This is a genomic window from Nocardioides sp. (assembly GCF_964229035.1).
In the GTDB taxonomy this organism is placed as follows: Bacteria; Actinomycetota; Actinomycetes; order Propionibacteriales; family Nocardioidaceae; genus Nocardioides.
In genome coordinates, this window is record NZ_CAXRAZ010000032.1 from 1 (window position 1) to 22290 (window position 22290).

At 74.4% G+C, this 22290-nt stretch carries 23 protein-coding genes; 8 read left to right on the forward strand and 15 right to left on the reverse strand.

The window, feature by feature from the left end; all coding sequences use genetic code 11:
* Positions 1–53: 53 nt before the first annotated feature.
* From rpsG to ACERUN_RS09905, 4 genes are all read right to left on the reverse strand, one after another.
* The gene (gene rpsG, locus ACERUN_RS09890) at positions 54–524 is read right to left on the reverse strand and encodes a 30S ribosomal protein S7 (protein ID WP_370289750.1); all 471 of its coding nucleotides are present in this window, start codon (positions 522–524) and stop codon (positions 54–56) included.
* 1 nt (position 525) lies between these two features.
* Complete coding sequence (rpsL, locus tag ACERUN_RS09895; protein WP_203048413.1) at positions 526–900, reverse strand: 30S ribosomal protein S12; 375 nt, start codon at positions 898–900, stop codon at positions 526–528.
* Positions 901–1137: 237 nt separating this feature from the next.
* Positions 1138–2598 carry an MFS transporter gene (locus ACERUN_RS09900; RefSeq protein ID WP_370289788.1) on the reverse strand — a complete coding sequence of 487 codons (1461 nt, stop codon included), beginning with the start codon at positions 2596–2598 and terminating at the stop codon, positions 1138–1140.
* On the reverse strand, positions 2502–2969 hold the full coding sequence (locus ACERUN_RS09905) for a MarR family transcriptional regulator (RefSeq protein WP_370289751.1): 468 nt from the start codon (positions 2967–2969) through the stop codon (positions 2502–2504). The genes ACERUN_RS09900 and ACERUN_RS09905 overlap by 97 nt, the downstream gene beginning before the upstream one ends.
* 76 nt (positions 2970–3045) lie before the next feature.
* Between ACERUN_RS09905 and ACERUN_RS09910 the strand changes: the two genes are divergently transcribed.
* A complete protein-coding gene (locus tag ACERUN_RS09910; protein WP_370289752.1) occupies positions 3046–3360 on the forward strand; it encodes a DUF2530 domain-containing protein in 315 nt (104 codons plus the stop codon).
* On the forward strand, positions 3357–4004 hold the full coding sequence (locus ACERUN_RS09915) for a class I SAM-dependent methyltransferase (RefSeq protein WP_370289754.1): 648 nt from the start codon (positions 3357–3359) through the stop codon (positions 4002–4004). Before ACERUN_RS09910 ends, ACERUN_RS09915 begins: the two co-directional genes overlap by 4 nt.
* A gap of 12 nt (positions 4005–4016) precedes the next feature.
* Here ACERUN_RS09915 and ACERUN_RS09920 read toward each other — a convergent pair whose 3' ends face one another.
* Positions 4017–4793: a DUF3027 domain-containing protein gene (locus ACERUN_RS09920; RefSeq protein WP_370289755.1), complete on the reverse strand. Its 777-nt coding sequence runs from the start codon at positions 4791–4793 to the stop codon at positions 4017–4019.
* Between the two features lie 107 nt (positions 4794–4900).
* On the opposite strand from ACERUN_RS09920, the gene ACERUN_RS09925 reads away from it, so the two are divergent.
* Complete coding sequence (locus tag ACERUN_RS09925) at positions 4901–6313, forward strand: MFS transporter (protein WP_370289756.1); 1413 nt, start codon at positions 4901–4903, stop codon at positions 6311–6313.
* Between the two features lie 24 nt (positions 6314–6337).
* Here the strand turns inward: ACERUN_RS09925 and ACERUN_RS09930 are convergent, their stop codons facing one another.
* On the reverse strand, positions 6338–6733 hold the full coding sequence (locus ACERUN_RS09930; RefSeq protein ID WP_370289757.1) for a cold-shock protein: 396 nt from the start codon (positions 6731–6733) through the stop codon (positions 6338–6340).
* Between the two features lie 82 nt (positions 6734–6815).
* Here ACERUN_RS09930 and ACERUN_RS09935 point away from each other — a divergent pair, with 82 nt between their 5' ends.
* Positions 6816–7418, forward strand: coding sequence for a GNAT family N-acetyltransferase (locus tag ACERUN_RS09935; RefSeq protein WP_370289758.1), 603 nt, complete (start codon positions 6816–6818; stop codon positions 7416–7418).
* A gap of 3 nt (positions 7419–7421) precedes the next feature.
* Here ACERUN_RS09935 and ACERUN_RS09940 read toward each other — a convergent pair whose 3' ends face one another.
* Genes ACERUN_RS09940 through ACERUN_RS09950 form a run of 3 tightly spaced genes read right to left on the reverse strand, consistent with a single transcriptional unit; the run spans position 7422 to position 10947 of the window.
* Positions 7422–8582 (reverse strand): RDD family protein, encoded by a 1161-nt coding sequence (locus ACERUN_RS09940; RefSeq protein WP_370289759.1) that lies wholly within the window; start codon positions 8580–8582, stop codon positions 7422–7424.
* Positions 8583–8629: 47 nt separating this feature from the next.
* Positions 8630–10102, reverse strand: coding sequence for a hypothetical protein (locus tag ACERUN_RS09945; RefSeq protein ID WP_370289760.1), 1473 nt, complete (start codon positions 10100–10102; stop codon positions 8630–8632).
* Positions 10099–10947, reverse strand: a complete 849-nt coding sequence (locus ACERUN_RS09950; RefSeq protein WP_370289761.1) for a PP2C family serine/threonine-protein phosphatase — start codon at positions 10945–10947, stop codon at positions 10099–10101. The genes ACERUN_RS09945 and ACERUN_RS09950 overlap by 4 nt, the downstream gene beginning before the upstream one ends.
* Positions 10948–10986: 39 nt before the next feature.
* On the opposite strand from ACERUN_RS09950, the gene ACERUN_RS09955 reads away from it, so the two are divergent.
* Together ACERUN_RS09955 and ACERUN_RS09960 are read left to right on the forward strand one after the other, a co-directional pair.
* Positions 10987–13290 carry a helicase-associated domain-containing protein gene (locus tag ACERUN_RS09955; protein ID WP_370289762.1) on the forward strand — a complete coding sequence of 768 codons (2304 nt, stop codon included), beginning with the start codon at positions 10987–10989 and terminating at the stop codon, positions 13288–13290.
* Positions 13291–13331: 41 nt separating this feature from the next.
* Positions 13332–14996, forward strand: a complete 1665-nt coding sequence (locus tag ACERUN_RS09960) for a DNA repair helicase XPB (RefSeq protein WP_370289763.1) — start codon at positions 13332–13334, stop codon at positions 14994–14996.
* A gap of 76 nt (positions 14997–15072) precedes the next feature.
* On the opposite strand, the gene ACERUN_RS09965 is transcribed toward ACERUN_RS09960, so the two are convergent.
* Complete coding sequence (locus tag ACERUN_RS09965; protein WP_370289764.1) at positions 15073–15321, reverse strand: DUF2087 domain-containing protein; 249 nt, start codon at positions 15319–15321, stop codon at positions 15073–15075.
* A gap of 239 nt (positions 15322–15560) precedes the next feature.
* Between ACERUN_RS09965 and ACERUN_RS09970 the strand changes: the two genes are divergently transcribed.
* Both ACERUN_RS09970 and ACERUN_RS09975 read left to right on the forward strand, forming a co-directional pair.
* Complete coding sequence (locus ACERUN_RS09970) at positions 15561–17858, forward strand: SpoIIE family protein phosphatase (RefSeq protein WP_370289765.1); 2298 nt, start codon at positions 15561–15563, stop codon at positions 17856–17858.
* A gap of 61 nt (positions 17859–17919) precedes the next feature.
* Complete coding sequence (locus tag ACERUN_RS09975; protein ID WP_370289766.1) at positions 17920–18216, forward strand: hypothetical protein; 297 nt, start codon at positions 17920–17922, stop codon at positions 18214–18216.
* 25 nt (positions 18217–18241) lie between these two features.
* On the opposite strand, the gene ACERUN_RS09980 is transcribed toward ACERUN_RS09975, so the two are convergent.
* The 5 genes from ACERUN_RS09980 to ACERUN_RS10000 all read right to left on the reverse strand — a co-directional run bounded on the left by ACERUN_RS09980 (position 18242) and on the right by ACERUN_RS10000 (position 22260).
* Positions 18242–18955, reverse strand: coding sequence for an enoyl-CoA hydratase/isomerase family protein (locus tag ACERUN_RS09980; RefSeq protein WP_370289767.1), 714 nt, complete (start codon positions 18953–18955; stop codon positions 18242–18244).
* Positions 18956–18987: 32 nt separating this feature from the next.
* Complete coding sequence (locus ACERUN_RS09985) at positions 18988–19719, reverse strand: Type 1 glutamine amidotransferase-like domain-containing protein (RefSeq protein ID WP_370289768.1); 732 nt, start codon at positions 19717–19719, stop codon at positions 18988–18990.
* Positions 19720–19750: 31 nt separating this feature from the next.
* Entirely contained in the window at positions 19751–20194 is a 444-nt protein-coding gene (locus tag ACERUN_RS09990; RefSeq protein WP_370289769.1) for a DoxX family protein, read from the reverse strand.
* 64 nt (positions 20195–20258) lie between these two features.
* Positions 20259–21779, reverse strand: coding sequence for a tRNA (N6-isopentenyl adenosine(37)-C2)-methylthiotransferase MiaB (gene miaB, locus ACERUN_RS09995; protein ID WP_370289770.1), 1521 nt, complete (start codon positions 21777–21779; stop codon positions 20259–20261).
* Between the two features lie 28 nt (positions 21780–21807).
* Positions 21808–22260, reverse strand: coding sequence for a GNAT family N-acetyltransferase (locus tag ACERUN_RS10000; RefSeq protein ID WP_370289771.1), 453 nt, complete (start codon positions 22258–22260; stop codon positions 21808–21810).
* Positions 22261–22290 lie beyond the last annotated feature (30 nt).

Genomic DNA, 22290 nt, shown 5'->3' on the forward strand with positions numbered 1-22290 from the left:
GGGTTGGAGCCGGGGGCGGGCCGGGCCCGCGGGGGGGGCCCCGGCCGGGGAGATCACCAGCGGTAGTGAGCGAAGGCCTTGTTGGACTCGGCCATCTTGTGGGTGTCCTCGCGCTTCTTCACCGCGGCACCGAGGCCGTTCGCGGCGTCGAGGATCTCGTTCTGCAGACGCTCGGCCATGGTCTTCTCACGACGCTGCTGGGCGTAGCCCACGAGCCAGCGCAGGGAGAGGGTCGTGCCGCGGTTGCCCTTGACCTCGACCGGGACCTGGTAGGTGGCGCCACCGACGCGGCGCGACTTGACCTCGAGCGCGGGGCGCACGTTGTCGAGCGCGCGCTTGAGGGTGATCACCGGGTCGGTGCCGGTCTTCTCGCGGGTGCCTTCGAGCGCGGCGTAGACGATGCGCTGCGCGACCTGCTTCTTGCCGTCCTGGAGCACCTTCGACACCAGCTGGCTGACCAGCTGCGAACCGTAGACCGGGTCGACGTCGATGGGGCGCTTCGGCGCGGGGCCCTTGCGCGGCATGTCAGCTCTTCTCCTTCTTGGCGCCGTAGCGGCTGCGAGCCTGCTTACGGTTCTTCACGGCCTGGGTGTCCAGGGCACCGCGGATGACCTTGTAGCGGACACCGGGGAGGTCCTTCACACGACCGCCGCGGACGAGCACGATCGAGTGCTCCTGGAGGTTGTGACCCTCACCCGGGATGTAGGCGGTGACCTCGACGCCGCTCGACAGGCGCACGCGGGCGACCTTGCGGAGGGCGGAGTTCGGCTTCTTCGGGGTGGTGGTGTAGACGCGGGTGCAGACGCCTCGGCGCTGCGGCGATCCCTTCAGGGCAGGCGTCTTGGTCTTCGACACCTTGTCCTGGCGGCCCTTGCGGACCAGCTGCTGAATGGTGGGCACCTGGTGATTCACTCTTTCGTCTGCTTCACGGCCTGGCGATCTGCCGGGCTCGGAGGTGTTGCGTTGCTGCTACGTGCCGTTGTGCTGGCTCATCCGGGCCGGCTCGCGATCGAGGGCCGCGCGCGGCGCGACCGCCTCAGGGCGAGACGATGGAGAGGGCATGCTCGACGTGCCGGGAACACCCAGACACAAGCGACGAGGCTACCGGCCCCCTCAGACCCGGTCAAAATGGGCGCGTCACCGCTTGACAGCGGGCTCCAGTGCCCTCTCGACGCCCTGCTCGACGCCCTGCGCGACACCGTGCTCAGCACCGTGCGCGCCCGCGTCGTCCGCGCTCGCCGGGCGGGCGTCGTCCGCGCGGGTGAGCGTGCGGTGCAGGGCCACGGCGGCGAGGACGCCGACCAGCACCAGCGCGCCGCCGACCACGAGGGTCCACCGGGCGCCGAAGGCCTGCCCGATCCACCCGATCAGCGGGGCGCCGAGCGGGGTGCCGCCCATGATGATGGTCATGTAGATCGCCATGACCCGCCCGCGCATGAGGGGGTCGGCGCTGGTCTGGAGCAGGGCGTTGCAGGAGTTCATCACCGTGATGACCGACAGGCCCAGCAGCGGGCACAGCAGCACGAAGGTGAGGTAGCTCGGCGCGAGGCCGGCCACCACCTCGAGGACGCCGAAGGCCGCCGCCGCGAGGATCGGCAGGCGCAGGCGGATCCGGGTGCGACCGGCCGCCAGGAGCGCGCCGGTGAGCGAGCCGACGGCGAGCACCGAGCCGAGGACGCCGTACTCCTCAGCGCCCTTGCCGAAGACGTCGGTGGCCATGAGCGCGGAGGTGATCTGGAAGTTCATGCCGAAGGTGCCCACGAAGAACACCAGCACCAGGATCATCAGCATCGTCGGCTGCGTGCGCAGGTAGCGCACGCCGGCGCGGAGCATCCCGGGCTGACGGCCCGCGGGTCGCGGTGAGTGGAGGGCGTCGACGTCCATGCGGCGCAGCTGGCCGATGACGGCGAGGTAGGACACCGCGTTCACGAGGATGACCCAGCCGGTGGCGCGCATCCCGCCGCCGAAGGCGCCGATGAGCAGGCCCGCGATGCCCGGCCCCACGAGCCGGGCGGTGTTGAAGGCGGCCGAGTTGAGGCTGACGGCGTTGGCGACGTCGTCGGGCCCGACCATCTCGGAGACGAAGGCCTGGCGCGCGGGGGCGTCGAAGGCCGAGCCGACGCCGAAGACGAGGGCCAGCAGGTAGACGTGCCAGGTCTGGGCCACACCGAGGGCCGCGATCACGCCCAGCGCCAGTGCGGCGAGGGCCATGACCGCCTGGGTGACCTGCAGCAGCACCCGCTTGGGCAGCCGGTCGGCGACGACACCGGCGTACGGCGACAGCAACAGCACCGGCAGGAACTGCAGGCCGGTGGTGATGCCGAGCGCCGTGCCGCCGTTGCCGGGGATGGTCAGGACGAGCCAGTCCTGGGCCACGCGCTGCATCCAGGTGCCGGTGTTCGACACCACGCTGCCGGCGAAGTAGAGGCGGTAGTTCGGATGGGACAGGGAGCGGAAGCGGGGACTCGTGGTTCCTCCTTCGACAGGGGGCGGGCGGGTGGTCAGTCGGCGTCGGCGAGGCGCTGCAGGATCGGCAGGGCCGCCCGGAGCGCGGCGCGCTCGTCGGCGGTGAGGTCGTCGAGGTGGCGTGCGAGCCAGCGGTCGCGTCGTCCGGCGTCGGCCTGGACGACGCCGCGACCGGCTTCGGTGAGCGACACGAGCACCTGGCGGCCGTCGTCGGGGTGGGCGCGCCGCTCGACGTGGCCACCCTCGACGAGGCCGTCGAGGGTGCGCGTCATGCTCGGCGGCCGCACGCGCTCGCGGGCCGCCAGGGCGCCGACGGTGAGGTCGCCCTCGCGGTGCAGCGCCCAGAGCACCGCCATCGAGGAGGCGCTGAGGTCGTTGTCGGGGTGCCGCTCGGCCAGCAGGCGGCGCCGCAGGCGCATCACGGTGAAGCGGAGCTCGGTGGCCAGGCCCTCGCGCAGGGGTGCGCGCCGGGGGGCGCGGGCGGCGGCGTCGACGGGACTCACGTGGAGGTGAACTCGTTACCCCGGCTAACTATTCCCGCCCCTGCCCGTCGCCGCTGGCCGCGGCTAGGATCGGGGCGTGGACCTGCGCGACGACCAGCCGACCCAGCACGAGATCGGTCGGCGCACCTACCTGATCGCGCCCGTCGAGCCTCTCGACGTCGACGGCGTGCGCACCGTGCAGGTCGGCACGGGCGTCTTCGCGCTGGCCTTCCTCGCACTCCTCCCCTTCTACGGGCGCCTGGAGGAGGAGGGCCACACCTGGCTGCTGTGGATGTGCCTCACCGGCGTGGGCCTCGGCCTGCTCGGCATCGAGTACTGCAAGCGCCGTCGCGCCACCCGCATCGCCGCCGGCGCCGACGCCGGTACCGGCCACCCCGGCCCCACCGCGTGAGCGGCGACGGCGCACCCCTCCCGCCCACCCGCTGGGTGCTCGACACCGAGCGGGGCGACGGCTACGCCGACCGGTTCGAGCAGCTGATCGCCGACGGCGAGGACGTGGTGGGCGAGGCCCGCCTGGCCGACGTCCTGCTCCCCCGCGGCGGCGCCGTGCTCGACGCGGGCTCGGGCATCGGTCGCATCGGGGCCGAGCTGCGGCGCCGCGGGCACCGCGTGGTGGCCGCCGAGCCCGACCCGGTGCTCGTCGCCCGCTCGCGCACGCTCTATCCCGATCTCGCGGTGCTGCCCCACGAGATCCTGGAGCTGACCCCCGACCTGCTCACCGACGCCGGCGGCCCGGCGAGCTTCGACCTCGTGGTGGCGGTGGGCAACGTGCTCACGTTCGTGGCCGAGGGCACCGAGGTCGCGGTGCTGGCACGCCTGCGCGAGCTGCTCGCGCCGGGAGGCCGCGTGCTGGTGGGCTTCCACCTCGAGGGCGGGCCCAGCACGGCGCGCGACTGCTCGCCCGCGCAGTTCCGCGGCGAGGTGGCGGCGGCGGGGCTGCGCGTCGTCCACCACTTCGGGGGTTACGACCTGCGCCCCGCCGACGACTCCTACGCGGTGTGGGTGCTGGACGCCCCCGCCACCGGATCGAGCTAGGACGAGCTAGAGCTAGAAGGTCTCGAGGTCCTCGTCGCTGACGGTGTCGACGACCGGCGGCGCGGGCGGCTGGGTGAGCTGGCGCTTGCTGAGTCGCACCTCCGAGTGCGCGCCGCAGCCGTGGGCAAAGGCCACCACGCGGCCGTCGTCGTTGGCGTCGCCGTTGGCGCACACGCCGAACATCTCCGAGAGCGGGCCGGCCAGGCGCACGAGGAAGCCGCAGGAGAAGCACTGGTGGGGCGCGGCCTTGGCCAGCGGCGCCTCGGGGCCTGCGTCGCCGTCGAACCAGCGCTCGGCGGCGCGGTCGCGACCCTCCGGCGAGAGCACCCGCACGCGGCCGAGACCGAGGTCCTTGGCGACGGTGCGCACCTGGGCCTTCTCGTCGGCGTCGAGCGGGTCGTCGCCGAAGGAGTAGGTGGGCACGAGGCGCGGGTCGTCGTCCTCGACGGGGAGGAGGTCGCCGGGCGAGAGGTCGCCGGGGCGCAGCCGGTCGCGGTAGGGCACCCAGGCCGGCGCGACGATGGCACGCTCGCCGGGCAGGAGCACGACCTCGACCACGGTGACCTCGCGCTGCCGGGAGGCGCGGGTGAGGGTGACCGCCCAGTGCCAGCCGACGTAGCCGCGGCGCCGGCAGTCGAAGAGGTGGGTGACCACGCGCAGGCCGTCGACCTGGTGCCCGAGGTGCTCGCCGACGTCGGCGAGGTCGACCTCCTCGAGGAGGGCGGACCGTGCGATGTCGACGGCCTCCGCCGTGACGGCGTCGATCAGCTTGCGCTCGAGGGTGGACACGACGCACAGCATCCCCCATCGCGGATCGTCGCGTCACGCCGGGGGCCGGGGCGGACGCGCGGCGCGCGCCCGGGCGAGGGACCCGGGCACCAGGCAAGATGGGGGCTGTGAGTCCCGAGGAGTCCCCCGAGCGACCCAGCGACGGCCGCACGCGCACGGACGCGCTCGGTTCGGGCGTCGCGGCCACCGCCCGCGGTCTGCGCACCGCGGCCACCGCCACCGGGCGCGCGAGCCGGGCCACCGTGCGGCGCGCCCGCCAGGCGGCCGGCGCCCAGGGTGCCGAGCGTTCCGGCCTCAACCGGCTCATCGAGCTGCACGCCTCCAACGCGGCAGGCGACTCGGCCTTCGCCATCGCCCTGGCCGGCACGATCTTCTTCGCCGGCGCCACCAGCGGCGAGCGGGGTCCGGTGCTGCTGTTCCTCGGCCTGACGATGGTGCCGTTCGCCATCGTCGCGCCGCTGATCGGGCCGTTCCTCGACCGGTTCAGCCACGGACGACGCTGGGCCATCGGCAGCACCTTCGCCCTCCGGGCGTTCCTGTGCTGGGTGCTGGCCGGCACCATCAACGACGGCTCGCCGTGGTTCTACGTCTCAGCCCTCGGCGTGCTGGTGTCGTCGAAGGCCTACGGCGTGGCGAAGGCGGCCGCGGTGCCGCGGCTGCTGCCCGAGGAGATCACGCTCATGAAGGCCAACGGCCGCGTGGCGCTGTCCGGCGTCGTGGGAGCGGCCGTCTCGGCACCCCTGGCCGGTGGCGCCTACCTGCTCGGGCCGGAGTGGGCCTGCCGCTACGCCTTCCTCGTCTTCTGCCTCGGCACGGTCGCCGCGATCCTGCTGCCCGCGCGGGTCGACGCCTCCGCGGGCGAGCTGTCGATCGACGAGCCGCGCACCACCGCCACCGGCAAGCGACGCGTCGGCCTGCCGCCGCGGGTCTCCTTCGCGCTGCGGGCCAACTGCGGCCCGCGCCTGCTCTCGGGATTCCTGACGATGTTCATGACCTTCGTGCTGGCCACCGAGCCGCTGAAGGGCTGGGAGAGCACCACCCGCTCCACGCTGCTGGTGGGTCTGGTGATCGGCGCCGCGGGCCTGGGCAACACCCTCGGCATCGTCGTGGCCTCGCTGGCACGGCGGATCGAACCGCGGATCATGGTGGTCGTGGCCCTGCTGGCCGACATCGCGGCGCTCGTGGTGGCCACGCTCTTCTACAGCCTGCTGCCGCTCATGGCGCTCGGCCTCACGGTCGGCCTCATGCAGTACCTCGCCAAGGTCTCGCTCGACTCCACCATCCAGACCGACGTGCCGGTGCGCGCGCACGCCAGCGCCTTCGCCAAGGGCGACACCACGCTGCAGATCGCCTGGGTGATCGGCGGCTTCCTCGGCGTCGTCCTGTCGTACCCGGCCGTCAACGACCTCGGCCTCGGGTTCGCCGCGGCCCTGCTGGGCGTGTGGGCGGCACTCGTGCTGCGCAGCGCCCCCCAGCGTGGACGACGCCCGCGCACCGCGGCGTCCGGGCGCGTGGCCTGAGGCCCGACGGCTCCCGGGGAGGGCTCAGAGCTCGAGCTCGTCGGCCAGCGCGCGCAGCAGCTTGGCCACCGGCTGGGCCGTGCGGCGCTCGGGGTGGCGGCCGTGGCGGTAGGTCTCGCCGACGCCGTCGAGGAGGCGGATGAGGTCCTCCACGATCGGCACCATCTCCTCCGGCTTCTTGCGTCGCGCCGCCTGCTGGTTGCGCGCCACCGAGGCGGGGGCGTCGACGAGGCGCACCTGCAGTGCCTGCTCGCCGCGGCGCCCCTGGGCGATGCCGAACTCGACGCGGGTGCCGGCCTTGAGGGTGCTGACCCCCTCCGGCAGGGCGTCGGAGCGCACGTACACGTCGGGACCGTCGGTCTGGGAGAGGAAGCCGAAGCCCTTCTCAGCGTCGTACCACTTCACCTTGCCAGTCGGCACCGACTCGACCTTCCTCACTCGCCCCGCGGGCCCCTGCTGCTGCCCGAGCGGACAGCGCGCCGCACATCGTAGCCTCGCCTGCATGACCACCGGTGCGGCGCTCTCGGCCCTCCCTCCTCCCCCGCTGCCCCTGCGCACCGAGCGCCTCGTGCTCCGGCCGGTGACGCTGACCGACACCGATGCGATCGCCGCCTACTGCGCCGATCCGGCCGTCACCCGGTTCCTCCCGTTCCCGACCCTGGACGCCGCGGGGGCGGCCGAGCGGGTCGCGCGGATGGCGTCGTCCACGCACCCGCGCGCGGACGGCGAGATGCTGGCGCTGGCGGTGGAGCACGAGGGCCGCCTGGTCGGCGACCTGCTGCTGCGCCTGGTCGGCGCCGGGAGCGGGGTCGGCGAGGGGCCCTCGGGCCCGGCGATGGCGGAGGTCGGCTGGGTGATCGCGCCGCAGGCCCAGCGCCGCGGGTTCGCGAGCGAGGCGGCGGCCGCGCTCGTCGACCTCGCCTTCGACCACTTCGGGCTGCACCGGCTCATCGCCCGTCTCGACCCGGCGAACCTCGCCTCGGCCGTGGTCTGCGAGCGCCTCGGCATGCGCCACGAGGCGCACCTGCGCGGCGACTACCTCGAGGACGACGGCAGCTGGGGCGACACCACGATCTACGGTCTGCTGCGCACCGACCGACGGTGACCCTCAGCCGCGACTGACCGTCATCGTGCGGTCGCCGAAGCGCACCACGTCACCGTCGAGCAGGGTCGCCGGGCGCCCGGGCGCAAGGGGCTTGGAGACGCCCTTGCGCACGAGCACGGAGCCGTTGGTGGAGCCGCGGTCCATCACCACGAGCGCGCCGTCGGGGGCCACCTGGAACTGCGCGTGCGTCTTGGAGACCGACATGTCGCCCGAGGGCAGCGGCACCAGGTGGCGCACCGGCTCGCCGGGGCGCGGCTCCGGTCGTCGTCCGACGAGCGCGAGGCCCTCGACCGCGAACTGCTCGCCCGTGTCGAAGCTGACCCGCCACACGGCCCGGCGGCGGCCCTCCGGCGGGGCCGCACCGACCGGTGCCGCCGGCGCCGCGGCCCGGATCCGGGTGCGCTCGGCCGCGGGCGGCAGCGGTGCCGCGGGCGGCACAGGTGCCGGAGGCGCGGCGGGCGCGGGCGGCGGGATCCGCGCGGGCGGCGGTGCGGTGACCGGCGCGGCGACGGGCACGGCAGCCGGCTCGGCGACCGGCCGGGCGGCAGTCGCGGGGGCCGGCCGGGCGGCAGGCTCGACGACCGGCTGGGCGGCGGGCGCGGGGGCCGGCTCCACCGGCATCAGGCGCATGGCGGTGAGGTTGACGATCGGGGCGGGGGCGTCGTCCTCGACCTCGACGGCCTCGACCTGCGGGCGGGTGTCGACGACGACGGCGTCGCCGATGCGGTCGTGCAGACCACGGCGCTGGCGGGTGGGATCGGCGGCGACGGTCCACGCCAGCGTCGCCCACCCCAGGCCGACGGTCGGCAGGCCGGCGAGACCGAGCACCGTGGTGCGCCCGAGGCCGGCGAGGACGCCGATCGGGCGGCCGTCGCGACCGACCACCCGCAGGCCGAGCAGCGCCTTGCCCGGCGTGGTGCCGGCGGTGCCGACCAGCACCCCGGAAACGGTGCCGACCACGACGAGCGAGCCGAGGGCGACGAGCACGCAGGCGCCGGCACCGAGATCGCCCAGCACCGCCGCCACCGCCGTGATGATCGCGACCAGCCCCCACCCGAGGACACGGTCGAGGACGAGCGCGCCGAAGCGACGCTCGAGGTCGGCCGGGACGAGGCTCGAGGCGGTGCTGCGGGCCGGGCGGGCGGGTGGGACGTGGTCGGACACGGTGGCGGTCTCTTCGTCGGTGATGCGCGGTCGGGCGGTGGCCGGCGTCAGGGGCGGACGACTTGGATGGTGATGCCGTCGCCGAGGTTGATCACCGCACCGGGGATCAGCTGCACGGCGACGCCGGGCTTCAGGGTCTCCGCGGGCAGTCCCGGCTGCGTGAGCACCGTGCCGTTCGTCGAGCCCATGTCGGTGACGACCGCGGACCCGTGGTCGGCGCCGGCGCCGGGGCGGACCTCGACGTGGGTCGAGGAGATCTCGTGCAGGCGGCTCGGCACGCTGACGAGGAGCGGCTGCTCGCTCGGGCTGAACCGCCGCGCCTCGGGGGCGCGGCCGATGATGACGACCCGGTCGACCACCACGCTCTGGCCGTCGGAGATCTGGAGCCGGGCCACCGGAGGGCCGGCCGGCGGCCCACTGGGCGCGCCGGCGCCGGGTGCCACCGTCTCGGCGGCTGCCGGCCCCGTCGCGCTCACCGACGCGGGTCGCGAGCCCGCGGAGGTGTGACCGTCGTGGTCGACGTCGAAGGGGGTGGCCTCGGGCAGCGGTGTCGACTCCCAGCTGCCGATCGGCAGCGGCGGAGCCGGCGGCGGGGGCCCGATCGGCGCGGGCGGCGGACCCGGCAGCAGCGGCGGCGCGGGGGGCGCCGGCGGTGCCGGAGGGATATCGAGCGGGACCGCTGGTGTGTCGGCCTCCTCGGGCGTGGGGTCGGGCGCGGGGCTGCCGAGGTCGGCGGCCGGGCCGGCCGCGAGGACGTCGGGCAGCGGGTCGGTGAGCGGGTCGATGGCGGGGTCGACCGTGGGGGCCGGCACCGGCCCAGCGCCGTCGTGGGCGCCGTCGTCGGTGTCGGCATCGGCATCGGCATCGAGGTCGATCAGCTCGGTGGCGAGCTCCTCGATCGCGACCTCCTCGATCGCAGGCTGCTCGATCGCGGGCTGCTCCGCCGGCTGGGGCTCCTCGACCGACGCGCTCGCGACCGGCCCGGACCCGGCGATGGCCGCGGCCGCGATCTCGACGGGTGCGCCCGGAGCGACCGCGACCGGCCGCGCGGGCCGGTCGAGCCGGGCGAGCCGCACCAGGCCCCCGGCGAGCGGCAGATCCGCGCCGTCGGCGCCAGCGGTCTCGTCGCCGGTGTCGGCGACGACGCCCAGCGGCGCGTCGAGGGCGAGCCGCTGCTCGACCCAGGTGCGCCCGGCGCCGGCGGTGAGCACGACCGGCGAGCCGTCGGCGTCGCTGCCCTCCACCCGGAGGCGCTCGCCGCGCACGAGCACCCGCACGTCGGCGTCGCCGAGCCCGAGCAGCGCGAAGTCGGCGAGGCCGCTCAGACCGGCGGCGAGCAGGGCGTCGAGCACCGCGTCGACATCGGCGTCGGCGTCGACCAGCGCCCACAGCCGGGCGGCACGATCCTTCTCCTCGGGCGGCAGCAGCACCGCCGTGCGGGCACCGACCACACCGAGCCAGGAGCCCGGTCGGTGCGACCAGCGGACGGCGGGGCTCGCGTCGGACGTCGGCTCGCTCATGGGAGGGCTCCCAGCTTTCGTTCCAGGCTCACGCGCTGCGCGGCGGAATCGTACGGATCGGAGGTCGTCAATCCCACCACATCGACCACGACGGCCGTCGCGTTGTCACGACCGCCCGCCTCGACGGCGGCGGCGACCAGCCGCTCGGCGGCGTCGCGCGGGTCGTCGTGGTGCGCCAGCACCTCGGCGATGGTGTCGTCGTCGATCATGCCGCTCACGCCGTCGCTGCACAGCAGCAGCCGTTCGGCGGCCGCGAGTGGCAGCAGGAAGTAGTCGGCCTCACCGCTCACGGCGCCGGGCAGGGCGGATCCGCCGAGGGCGCGGGTGATGACGTTGCGGCTGGGGTGGATCGCGGCGGCGGCCGCGGTGATCTGGCCGGCGTCCACGAGCTCCTGGACGAGGCTGTGGTCGACGCTCACCTGCTCGAGGACGTCGCCGTCGAAGCGGTAGATGCGGGAGTCGCCCACGTTGGCGAGCAGCCAGCACGGCCCGGCCTCGCCGTCGACCAGGAGGGCGGCGACGGCGGTGGTGCCGGCCGAGAAGGTGTCGCCGGCCCCGGTGCTGCGCTGCTCGAGGTCGAAGGCATGGATGCGGGTCTCGACCTCGCGCAGCGTCGCAGCGATCGCCTCGGCGCCGCGCGCGGCGTCGTAGCCCTCGGCGGCCAGGCGCGAGAACTCCTCGACGACGATGCTGCTCGCGACGTCGCCGCGGTCGTGCCCGCCCATGCCGTCGGCGACCACAAAGACGGGCGGGTCGGCGAGGTAGGCGTCCTCGTTGGCCTCGCGCACGCGGCCGACGTCGGTGGCGGCGCCGTGGTGGAGCTCGACGCGTGGCGGTGCGCTCACCGCGTCCACCGCCGCGGCGCGACCGGTACGTTGGTGGCCGTGGGAGACGGACCGCGCGGGCACCGGTCGCTGGCCGACCAGCTGCGCTCGTGGGACGACGAGCGCCTGCAGCAGCTGTTGACGCTGCGCCCCGACCTGGCCACTCCCACCCCTCACGACTTCGGACAGCTCGCGTCGCGGGCCGCGGTGAGGAGCTCGATCGCACGCGCGCTCGACGACCTCACCCGGGGCGAGCTTCTGGTGCTTGATGCCCTGGTCGTCGCCGGCCAAACCACCGAGGACGGCCTCGTGGCGATCGTGCGCGCCGAGCCCGCCTTCGTGCGGGCCGCCCTCGTCCGCCTCGTCGACCTCGCCCTCGCCTGGACCTCGCCCGAGGGGCTGCGGGCGCTCACGGCGGTGTCGGAGGCGCTGACCGGCGGCCCCGACGTCGGGCTCAGCGCCCTGCGGCCGCGCTCGGCCGAGCACCGCGACACCACGGGCCCCGACGACCTCGCCGCGGTCACCGCCGTCCTCGACGTGCTGCCGGAGCCGGCCCGCAAGCTGATCGAGCACGTGGTCGACCAAGGGGGCACCGCGACCTCCGGCAGCGCCCGCATCGGGCTGCGCCCCGAGGACGCCGAGACGCCCGCCGAGCTGCTGCTGGCCCACCGCCTGCTGGTGCCGGGCGGATCGCTCAACCCCGGCCTGCTCCTCGTGCCGGGCGAGGTCGGGCTCGCGCTGCGGGGCGGGCGCACGACCAGCCGGGCGATCGACGAGCTCCCGCCGGTGGCCTCGGAGCCGCGCTCGCCGCGGCTGAGCGCGAGCGCCGCGGCCGGCGCGGCCACCGACGTCGTCCGCCGGGTCGAGACGCTGCTCGACACCTGGGGCGAGCGCCCCGCCGGCAACCTGCGCACCACCGGCCTGGGGGTGCGCGACCTCAAGGCCACCGCGACCCTGCTCGGCGTCGGCGAGGCCGAGGCGGCGCTCGTCGTCGAGGTCGCCGCGGCCGCGGGCCTCGTGGGCACGCGGGCCGACGCCGACGGCAACCCCGTGTGGGTGCCCACCGACGAGTTCGACCGCTGGCGCGATCTCGGCACCGCCGCACGGTGGACGACGCTCGCCCACGCCTGGCTCGAGAGCGCGCGCCTGCCCTCCCTCGTCGGCGAGCGCGGCCCCGACCAGCGACCCTGGAACGCCCTGAGCCCCGAGCTCGCGGCACCGGGCATGCCGGAGGCCAAGCGCATGGCGCTGGAGGTGATGGCCGACCTCCCCGAGGGGCACGGTCTGGCGGCCGGCACCGGACTCCCCTCGCTGCTGGCCCGCGTCGCGTGGCTGCGCCCGCGTCGTCCACGCACCCGGGGCGACCTGGTGGCCTGGGCGGTGGCGGAGGCCGCCGTGCTGGGCATCACCGGCGCCGACGTGCTCTCCGCGCACGGGCGCGCGCTCATCGAGGGCGAGGACGCCGCCGCGGTGCTCGCCGCCGCGCTGCCGCCTCCGGTCGACCACGTGCTGCTGCAGGCCGACCTCACCGCCGTGGCGCCGGGCCCCCTGGAGCCCGACCTCGCGCGGCGGCTGCAGCAGGTGGCCGACATCGAGTCGCACGGCGGCGCCACGGTCTACCGCTTCACCCAGGCGTCCGTGCGCCGCGCGCTCGACTCCGGCTGGACGGCCGCTGAGCTCCACGCCTTCGTGCTCGCCTGCTCCCGCACTCCCGTGCCGCAACCGCTCACCTACCTGATCGACGACGTCGAGCGTGCCTTCGGCACCGTGCGCGTGGGCATGGCATCCAGCTTCGTGCGCAGCGAGGACGCCGCCGCGCTGGCCGCGCTGGAGAACGACGGTCGCGCCGAGGGCCTCGGGCTGCAGCGCATCGCTCCCACCGTGCTCGTCTCCCCCGTGCCGATCGACCTGCTGCTGCCGCGCCTGCGCGAGCTCGGGTTGGCGCCCGTGGTCGAGGGGCCGGACGGCGTCGTCCGGGTGGGTGGCAGCGAGCCGCTGCGCGCGCGGTCGGACCGCAGCCGCGGCAGCGCGACGCCGGCACGGGCGGCGGCACGGCGCTCGGCGCAGGTGGCTGTGGCCGTCGGCGCCCTGCGCGAGGGTGACGCGGAGGCCCGCGAGCGGCCGGCCACGGCCTCCGCGCCCGGAGGTGCGGTGCTGTCGGCGCTGCGCGAGGCGGTCGAGCGCCACAGCGCGGTGCTCATCGGCTTCACCGACCACCAGGGCGTGCTCAATGAGCGCGAGGTGCTGCCGCTGGAGGTGGAGGGCGGGCGGCTGGTCGCACGCGATCGCGACGCCGCCCTCGACGACCCCGACGCCGAGCGCCGCTACGCGGTGCACCGCATCAGCCGCGTCACCCCGCTCTGAGAGGCCGCGGGCGGCTGGGGTCGGCGACCTAAGGTAGAGCGGTGACCGACGGCCCCCTCATCGTGCAGTCCGACAAGTCGCTGCTCCTCGAGGTCGACCACGAGCAGGCGGCCGAGTGCCGCAAGGCGATCGCCCCCTTCGCCGAGCTCGAGCGCTCCCCCGAGCACATCCACACCTACCGGCTCACCCCGCTGGGCCTGTGGAACGCGCGCGCCGCCGGGCACGACGCCGAGGAGGTCGTCGACACGCTCCTCACCTACTCGCGCTACCCGGTGCCGCACGCGCTGCTGGTCGACGTCGCCGAGACGATGGCCCGCTACGGCCGGCTCCGCCTGGAGAAGCACCCGGTGCACGGGCTGGTGCTGGCCAGCAACGACCGGCCGGTGCTCGAGGAGGTGCTGCGCGCCAAGCGCATCGCCGGCATGCTCGGCTCCCGCCTGGACGACGACACGGTCGCCGTCCACCCCTCCGAGCGGGGCAACCTCAAGCAGGCCCTGCTCAAGCTGGGCTGGCCGGCGGAGGACTACGCCGGCTACGTCGACGGCGAGGCCCACCCCATCGACCTCGCCGAGGACGGCTGGGGCCTGCGCGACTACCAGCGCGAGGCGGCCGAGTCGTTCTGGCACGGCGGGTCGGGCGTCGTCGTCCTGCCCTGCGGTGCGGGCAAGACCATCGTCGGCGCGGCGGCGATGGCCCACGCGCGCGCCACCACGCTGATCCTGGTCACCAACACGGTGAGCGCGCGGCAGTGGAAGGACGAGCTGGTCAAGCGCACCTCGCTCACCGAGGACGAGATCGGCGAGTACTCCGGCACCGTCAAGGAGATCCGGCCGGTCACGATCGCGACCTACCAGGTGATCACCACCAAGCGGAAGGGCGTCTACCCGCACCTCGAGCTCTTCGACGCCCGCGACTGGGGCCTCATCGTCTACGACGAGGTGCACCTGCTGCCCGCGCCGATCTTCCGGATGACCGCCGACCTGCAGGCCCGCCGCCGCATCGGCCTCACCGCCACCCTGGTGCGCGAGGACGGCCGCGAGGGCGACGTGTTCTCCCTCATCGGGCCCAAGCGCTACGACGCGCCGTGGAAGGACATCGAGGCGCAGGGCTGGATCGCGCCGGCCGACTGCGTGGAGGTGCGGGTGTCGCTGCCCGACCACTCGCGCATGGTCTACGCCACCGCGGAGGCCGAGGAGCGCTACCGGCTCGCCGCCTGCACGCCGGAGAAGGTCGGCGTGGTGCGCGACCTCGTGGCCCGGCACGCCGGCCAGCCGACGCTGGTGATCGGGCAGTACCTCGAGCAGCTCGAGGAGCTCGCCGAGAAGCTCGACGCCCCGGTGATCACCGGTCAGACACCGGTCAAGGAGCGTCAGCGCCTCTTCGACGGCTTCCGCTCCGGCGAGATCGGTCTGCTCGTGGTGTCGAAGGTCGCGAACTTCTCCATCGACCTGCCGAGCGCCGAGGTCGCCATCCAGGTGTCGGGCTCGTTCGGATCACGCCAGGAGGAGGCCCAGCGTCTCGGGCGGCTGCTGCGCCCCGGCGACCCCGGCCCCGACGGCGAGCGCAAGGTCGCGCACTTCTACACCATCGTCGCCCGCGACACCGTGGACGCCGAGTTCGCCCAGAACCGCCAGCGCTTCCTGGCCGAGCAGGGCTACGCCTACCGCATCGTGGACGCCGGCGACGTCCGCGACCTGCAGGCCTGAGGCGTCCTCACCCGCCACATCGGCAGGTTCGACCTGTTGCGGGATCGGCGCAGCCTTGCACCCGGTCGCGGCGAGGTCACGCTCCGCTCGATGCCCGGCCGGGCCCGGTGTCGGGATCGGCCGGACGACGGTAGACGTCACCGGAGCGGGTGAGCAGGCCGTCGTCCACGAGGGCGCGGCGCAGGGAGGCGTGATCGTCGAAAGCCGCGCGCAGCACGGCATCCACTTCGCGCCAGCCGAGGTCGACGCCCGTCGGGAAGCGGCTCGCGACCTCGCCCAGCACCTCGCGACGGGCCGGGTGCCAGGGCGGCGGGAGGTCCAGCAAACGGCCCTGCGGGGTGAAGAATCGAGGATTCCTCCCACCGCGCGATCCGGCCATGGGTACAAGGAGTAGCAGATGGCGGGACCTCCGCCTCTGTTGTCGAAATTCCTTGAGTGGAACTGCTGACGCGCGTCAGTTAGCCTCGTGGCACGCCCCTCGGACTGCGTCGCCGGAGGCTCCCCACCCCCGGGGCCAAGCAGACGTGCATGGGCCGTAGCCGCCCAGGAGGGTGGGCCGCCACCGTGGAGACGACCAGCACCGCCGGTTCCGGCGACACCCTCGGCGATCCAGCCGCGCACACCCCCGCCTACGCACCGGTCGACCTCGACACCTGCGAGGCCGAGCCGATCCACATCCCCGGCGCCATCCAGCCCCACGGCGTGCTGCTCGCCGTCGACGACACGTCCGGCCAGATCGTGATGGCCTCGGCCAACGCCGCCGCCCACCTCGGCATCCCCGCCGACGAGGCCACGTCACTCACCCTCGCCGAGGTCCTGGGCGAGCAGCTCGCCGAGCGCATCATGGGCCACGTGGACGCCGTGCGCGGCGCCCCCCTGCTGGCCGCGATCCCCACCGTGGAGGCCGACACCACCGACTCCGGCATCCTGCGCGGCGAGGTGTGCGACATCGCCGTCCACCGCTCGGGCAAGCGGGTGGTGGTCGAGCTCGAGACGCTCACCGACGACCGCAGCGCACTCACCTACACCTCGGCGCGCGGGGCCATGGCCCGCCTCGTCGACGCCCGCACCGTGGCGGAGCTGGCCGACCGACTCGCGCAGGAGATCCGTGGCACCACGGGCTTCGACCGGGTGATGGTCTACCGCTTCGACCAGGACTGGAACGGCGAGGTGATCGCCGAGGACAAGCGCGAGGACCTCAACTCCTTCTACGGGCTGCACTACCCGGCCACCGACATCCCGGCCCAGGCGCGACGCCTCTACACGGTCAACTGGATCCGGCTGATCTCCGACATCTCCTACACACCGGTGCCGATCGTGCCGGTGCACGACCCCGGCTCGGGCGAGCCCCTGGACCTGTCGTTCTCGACGTTGCGCAGCGTCTCGCCGATCCACGTCGAGTACCTGTCGAACATGGGCGTCACCGCGTCGATGTCGGTCTCGCTCATCGTCGACGGCCAGCTGTGGGGCCTCATCGCGTGCCACCACTACTCCGGCCCGCACCGGCCCAGCCACGAGGCGCGTGCGGCCGCGGAGTTCCTCGGCCAGATCGCCTCGCAGATGATGGCCGAGCGCGAGCGCAACGACGTGCGCGAGAAGATGCACCACCACACGGCGCTGCTCACCAAGGTCACCAAGGCCCTGGTCGACTCCGGCGACAAGCTGCTCGAGGAGCTCGTGCAGCACCCCGGCTCGCGCGAGCTTCTCGGCGCCACCGGCATCGCGCTCAACTTCGACGGCGTGATCACCAGCGCCGGCACGATCCCACCGCACGACGTGTGCCAGCAGATCGCCCTCAAGCTGCGGCGCCCTGACGGCGAGGCAGCGGCGAGCCATCACCTCGCCTCCCTCGACCCCTCCTTCGCCGAGCACGCCTCGGTGGCGGCCGGCTGCCTGATCGTCGGGACGTCGGAGAACCGCTGGCTGGCGTGGTACCGCCCCGAGATGGAGCAGGTCGTCACCTGGGGCGGCGACCCCGCCAACGCCAAGCTCTACGAGCGCGAGGGCGACGAGATCCGCCTCTCGCCGCGCAAGTCCTTCGACAAGTGGCGCGAGGTCGTGCGCGGTCAGAGCATCCCCTGGCCGAGCTACAAGCTCGACCTCGCCAACAGCCTGCGCGCCCACGCGGCGGGCCTGCTCGCGCACCGCACCCGCCAGCACGTGGTGGTGGCCGAGTCGCTGCAGCGCTCGATCGTGGGCGAGGCGGTGAGCGAGGTGCGGGGGCTGCAGGTGGCAGCCACCTACGAGCCCGCCAACGAGTACCAACTCGGCGGCGACTGGTGGGACTGCCAGGAGCTGCCCGACGGCCGCATCGCCTTCGTCGTCGGCGACGTCGCCGGGCACGGCGTGGACGCCGTGGCGGCGATGAGCCAGGTGCGCACCGCACTGCGGGCCTACCTGTTCGCGGGCCTGAGCGTCGGCGACTCCCTCGACCTCCTCGACCGGATGATGGCCGGTCTGATGGGCGACCAGGTGGCCTCCGTCCTGGTGCTCGCGGTCGACCCCGCCACCGGCGCGGTCGAGATCGTCAACGCCGGTCACCCGGCACCGATCCTCTTCGGCGACGGCGGGTCGCGGGTGCTCGAGGGCACCAGCCGCGCGCTGCTCGGCATCGGCAGCGGCACGGCCCAGCCGATCCTCACCCAGCTGCCGCCCGGGGGCACCCTGCTGGCCTACACCGACGGCCTCGTCGAGCGGCGCGGGCGCGATCTCGCCACCACCCAGGAGCTGCTGCGCCGGGCCGGCGGATCAGGCCCGAGCGGCGACGACTGCCCCGAGGTGTGGGCGGCGCGACTGGTCGACGCCGTGCCGGGCGAGCGCGACGACGACACCACGCTGCTCGCCGTGCGCCGCCCCAGCTGAAGCCTCCAGGCCCGCACCGGCCGAGGAGGGTGGACCGGGCCTTTCCGGATACTGCGGCAGGATGAGCGACCCCGAGAAGTCCGCCGACCCCGAGAACGAGGCCACCGACGTGGAGGGCGACGCGCTGCCGCCGGCCCCCACCCCGAAGGCCGAGCCGCCCGAGCCCTCGCCGGGTGGCGCCGACGCGATCCCGGGCGTGGGCGGCGACGGGCCGACGTCCACGACGCCGCGCGACCTGGACCCCGCGCTGAACCCGGCGGCCGACCTGCCCGAGGGCGCCACCGGCACGGAGGACACCGGCACCGCGGCCACCCGCGGCGACGACGAGGTGCCGCCGGAGGAGGAGAGCCCGGCCTGATGGCCCCCGCCGGCCGGCCGGGGCCTCAGCCTTGGGGCAGGCCGGTGCCGTGGCGCTGGAAGTCGACGAGGCGTCGGTTCTCGGCGTCGATGCGCGGCAGAGCGGCCTCGAACTCGCGGAACATCGTCTTGAGCGTGCGCAGGCCCTGCGGCGACTGCGCGGTGAGGGCGGTGGCGATCTCGATTGCCGCCGCCTCGGCCTCGTCGGCGGGCACGACGCGGGTCGCGAGACCGAGGGCCAGCGCCTCGTCGGCGCGCACCACGCGGCCGGTGTAGACGAGCTCCTTGGCGCGGGCCAGGCCGACCAGCGGTGTCAGCCGCGCGGGGCCGACCGGCACGCCGAGCCGGGCGCCGGCCCACGCCAGGTGCAGGTTGTCGCCGGCCACGCGCAGGTCGGCGCCGGCCACGATCTCGGCGCCCGCGCCCACGCAGTTGCCGACGCACACCGCGATCGTGGGCACCGGCACCTCCTCGACGCGGCGGTAGAGCTCGGCGAAGGCCTCCATGCGCGCCACGCCGCCCTCGGCGTCGAGCTGCTCGCCGACGTCGGCGCCCGCGCACAGGGCCCGGCTGCTGGTGGTCGAGAGGACGACGGCGCGCAGGTCGTCGTCCGCGCTGAGCTCGGCGAGCAGGCGGTTGAAGGTGGCCAGCGTGGCCGAGTCGAGGGCGTTGCGCCGCTCGGGGCGGTCGATGCGCAGCACCGCGATGCCGTCGGGGAGTCGCTCGAGGAGGACCGTCATGGTCGGCATCGTCGCACCGCGGGCGCGGGACCTCAGCGCAGGCGCACGGTGTCGAGACGGGTCTCGACCGCTCCCCCGGCGCCGTCGGACTCCACGAAGTAGGCGCCGCTGCCGTCGCGTTCGCTGAAGGCGCCGGCGAACTCCGTGCCGCGGTAGAGCACCCCGACGCCGTCGTCGGTGGCGTAGCCCGCGGGCAGCGTGCCGTCGGCCACGAGGCGCTGGAACAGCGGTCGGCGCTGCGCCTCGGTGTCGTAGTGCACGCCGTTGCTGAACGGCACGAGCGCGAGGCCGTCGGTGAACGGCTGCAGGTCGGGGCCGTAGGAGTCGGTGGGCCCGCCGACGTGCCAGCAGATCGAGCCCGCCGACACCCCCGTGAGGACGACGCCCGCCTCCCACGCGGTGCGCAGGGCGTCGTCCACGCCGTGGAGGCGCCAGAGCGCGGCGAGGCCCGCCACGCTGCCGCCCCACACCCACACGACGTCCTGGTCGAGCAGGTGGGCGGTGATGTCGTCGACGTTCGGCATCGTCATGAGGCGCAGGTGGCTGGCGGCGAAGCCCGCCTCGTGGGCCATGTCGTAGAAGTCGACGATGGTGCCGGCGTCGTCGGCCGTGGCGGTGGCGAGGAAGGTGACGCGCGGCGCGCGGCCGGTGACGCCGGACAGCGCGACCGCATGGCGGGTGAGCGGGCCGACCGACCAGGTGGTGCGTCGTCCGGGGACGACGCCGCCGGAGGTGGCCAGGATGGTGGGGGTGTCAGCGGGCACGCCTCGACCCTACGCATCCGGCGGCGGCCCCTCAGGTCGCGCTGCGGGCAGTAGCGCGCAGCGCGGCGTCCACCGAGAAGCGGCCCGGCCCGACGGCGGCGAGCACGAGGGCGATGCCGCCGAGCACGGCCACGTACTCCCAACCGCCCTCGGCCACGAGCACCTCGGTGCCGCGGTGGACGAACCAGAACGCGCCCGCCATGACGGCCGCGACGAGCAGTCCGACCAGGGGCGTGAGCAGGCCGAGGAGGAGCAGGACTCCCCCGCCCACCTCGACGACGATGGCGAACCAGGCGGACAGCTCGGCCAACGGGATGCCGAGTCGCTCGAAGCCCGCGGCGGTGCTGGTCGGGCCGTCGGTCACCGCCTTCTGCCAGCCGTGGGCGATGAGGGCGACGCCGGTGGCCAGGCGCAGGAGGAGCAGCGCGGCGTCCTGGGCGAGGGCGGGCGCGGGCGAGGTGAGGGTGCGGATCACGGAGAACCTCCGAGTCGGTCGGCGTGGTCCCGATTGAGGTTAGCCAACCCTTGGTGAGCGTCGCTCAGCCGCAGGCGGGGGCGTCCGGCAGCGGCGCCGGGACGCCGATCGCCGGCATGCCCAGGCCGACCGCGGCCGGCTGCGACGCGGGCGCCAGGGTGCGGCGCTCCCACGCATCGCCCGAGCGCGTGCGGCGCAGGGTGCGCACCGGGCCGTCGGCCACGAGGTGATGGGGCGCGGCGTAGGTGACGCCGACGGTGACCACGTCGCCGGGGCGCGGCTCCTCGCCGTCCGCGAGGTCGAGGGCGGAGAAGTCGGCCTCGAAGTGGACGAGGCGGTTGTCGGGGGCGCGGCCGGAGAGACGACGGGTCTCGGCGTCCTTGCGGCCCTCGCCCTCGGCGACCATCAGCTCGAGCTCGCGGCCCACCAGTCGCTTGTTCTCCTCCCACGCGATCTCGTTGACGAGCTCGACGAGGCGGTTGTAGCGCTCGGTGACGACCGGCTTCTCGACCTGGTCGGGCAGCGTGGCCGCCGGAGTGCCCGGGCGCGGGGAGTACTGGAAGGTGAAGGCACCGGAGAAGCGGGCCTCGCGCACGACCTCGAGAGTCTCGACGAAGTCGGCCTCGGTCTCGCCGGGGAAGCCGACGATGATGTCCGTGGTGATCGCGGCGTCCGGGATCGCGGCGCGCACGCGCTCGATGATGCCGAGGTACTTCTCGCGCCGGTAGGAGCGGCGCATCTCCTTGAGCAGGCGCGAGGAGCCCGACTGCAGCGGCATGTGCAGGCTAGGCATCACGTTGGGGGTCTCGGCCATCGCCTCGATGACGTCGTCGGTGAACTCGGCCGGGTGCGGGCTCGTGAAGCGCACCCGCTCGAGACCCTCGATCGTGCCGCAGGCGCGCAGCAGCTTCGAGAAGGCCTGCCGGTCGCCGAACTCGACGCCGTAGGCGTTGACGTTCTGACCCAGCAGCGTGATCTCCGAGACGCCCTCGGCCACCAGCGCCTCGATCTCGGCCAGGATCTCGCCCGGACGACGGTCCTTCTCCTTGCCGCGCAGACTCGGCACGATGCAGAAGGTGCACGTGTTGTTGCACCCGACGCTCACGCTCACCCAGGCCGCGTAGGCCGACTCGCGCCGGGTGGGCAGCGTGGAGGGGAAGACGTCGAGGGACTCCAGGATCTCGACCTGCGCCTCCTCCTGCACCCGCGCGCGGTCGAGCAGGGCCGGCAGCGAGCCGATGTTGTGGGTGCCGAAGACGACGTCGACCCACGGCGCCCGCTTCACCACGGTGTCGCGGTCCTTCTGCGCCATGCAGCCGCCTACCGCGATCTGCATGCCCGGACGCGCGGCCTTGATCGGCGCCAGGTGGCCGAGGTTGCCGTAGAGCCGGTTGTCGGCGTTCTCGCGCACCGCGCACGTGTTGAAAACGACGACGTCGGCCGACTCCTCGCCGGAGGCGGCGTCGTAGCGGGCGTACCCGGCGTCCTCGAGCAGGCCGGCGAGGCGCTCGGAGTCGTGGACGTTCATCTGGCACCCGTAGGTGCGGACCTCGTAGGTGCGGGTGGCGGTGGGGACGTCAGTCATGGCCCGTCAAGGGTAGGAGCGTGGAGGTTCATCCGAGAACTCGGGAACTTCCCGACGTCGAGAGGTCCTTGCGCAGGTGCACGTCGTCGCTCCCCGCCGCAGGCACCCCGTCCCAGCGGAAGATCTCGCGGTAGCCGTGGCGCTCGTAGAACTGCGGCGCCTGGAAGGTGAACGAGGTGACGAAGGCGCGGATGCAGCCGCGACGCCGGGCCTCCTGCTCGAATGCCTCGAGCAGCCGGGAGCCGAGGCCGGTGGCGCGATGCTCCTCGGCCACCCAGACCATGCCGATGCCGGCACCCTCGCCCCAGGTCCAGCCGGAGAGCCCGGCGACCATGCGGCCGTCGTCCTCGAGACGGACGGTGAGCTCCTCGGCGGGCGCGACGCCGGGGGTCGCGGCGGCGTTGACGGCGTCGAGCTCGTCGCTCAGGCGCTGGTCGAGGGCGGCGTCGGCGGCGCCGATCGCGGTGGTGATCCCGAGCATCCGGCCAAGCTACCTGGGGCCGATCCCCTA

What these genes read in the sequence shown, in the direction of transcription:
- ACERUN_RS09945 (WP_370289760.1), bottom strand. Translation starts at nt 10,102, where the DNA reads ATGAGCGAGCCGACGTCCGACGCGAGCCCCGCCGTCCGCTGGTCGCAC.
- ACERUN_RS10000 (WP_370289771.1), bottom strand. Translation starts at nt 22,260, where the DNA reads ATGCTCGGGATCACCACCGCGATCGGCGCCGCCGACGCCGCCCTCGAC.
- miaB (WP_370289770.1), bottom strand. Translation starts at nt 21,779, where the DNA reads ATGACTGACGTCCCCACCGCCACCCGCACCTACGAGGTCCGCACCTAC.
- ACERUN_RS09935 (WP_370289758.1), top strand. Translation starts at nt 6,816, where the DNA reads ATGACCACCGGTGCGGCGCTCTCGGCCCTCCCTCCTCCCCCGCTGCCC.
- ACERUN_RS09980 (WP_370289767.1), bottom strand. Translation starts at nt 18,955, where the DNA reads ATGACGGTCCTCCTCGAGCGACTCCCCGACGGCATCGCGGTGCTGCGC.
- ACERUN_RS09975 (WP_370289766.1), top strand. Translation starts at nt 17,920, where the DNA reads ATGAGCGACCCCGAGAAGTCCGCCGACCCCGAGAACGAGGCCACCGAC.
- rpsG (WP_370289750.1), bottom strand. Translation starts at nt 524, where the DNA reads ATGCCGCGCAAGGGCCCCGCGCCGAAGCGCCCCATCGACGTCGACCCG.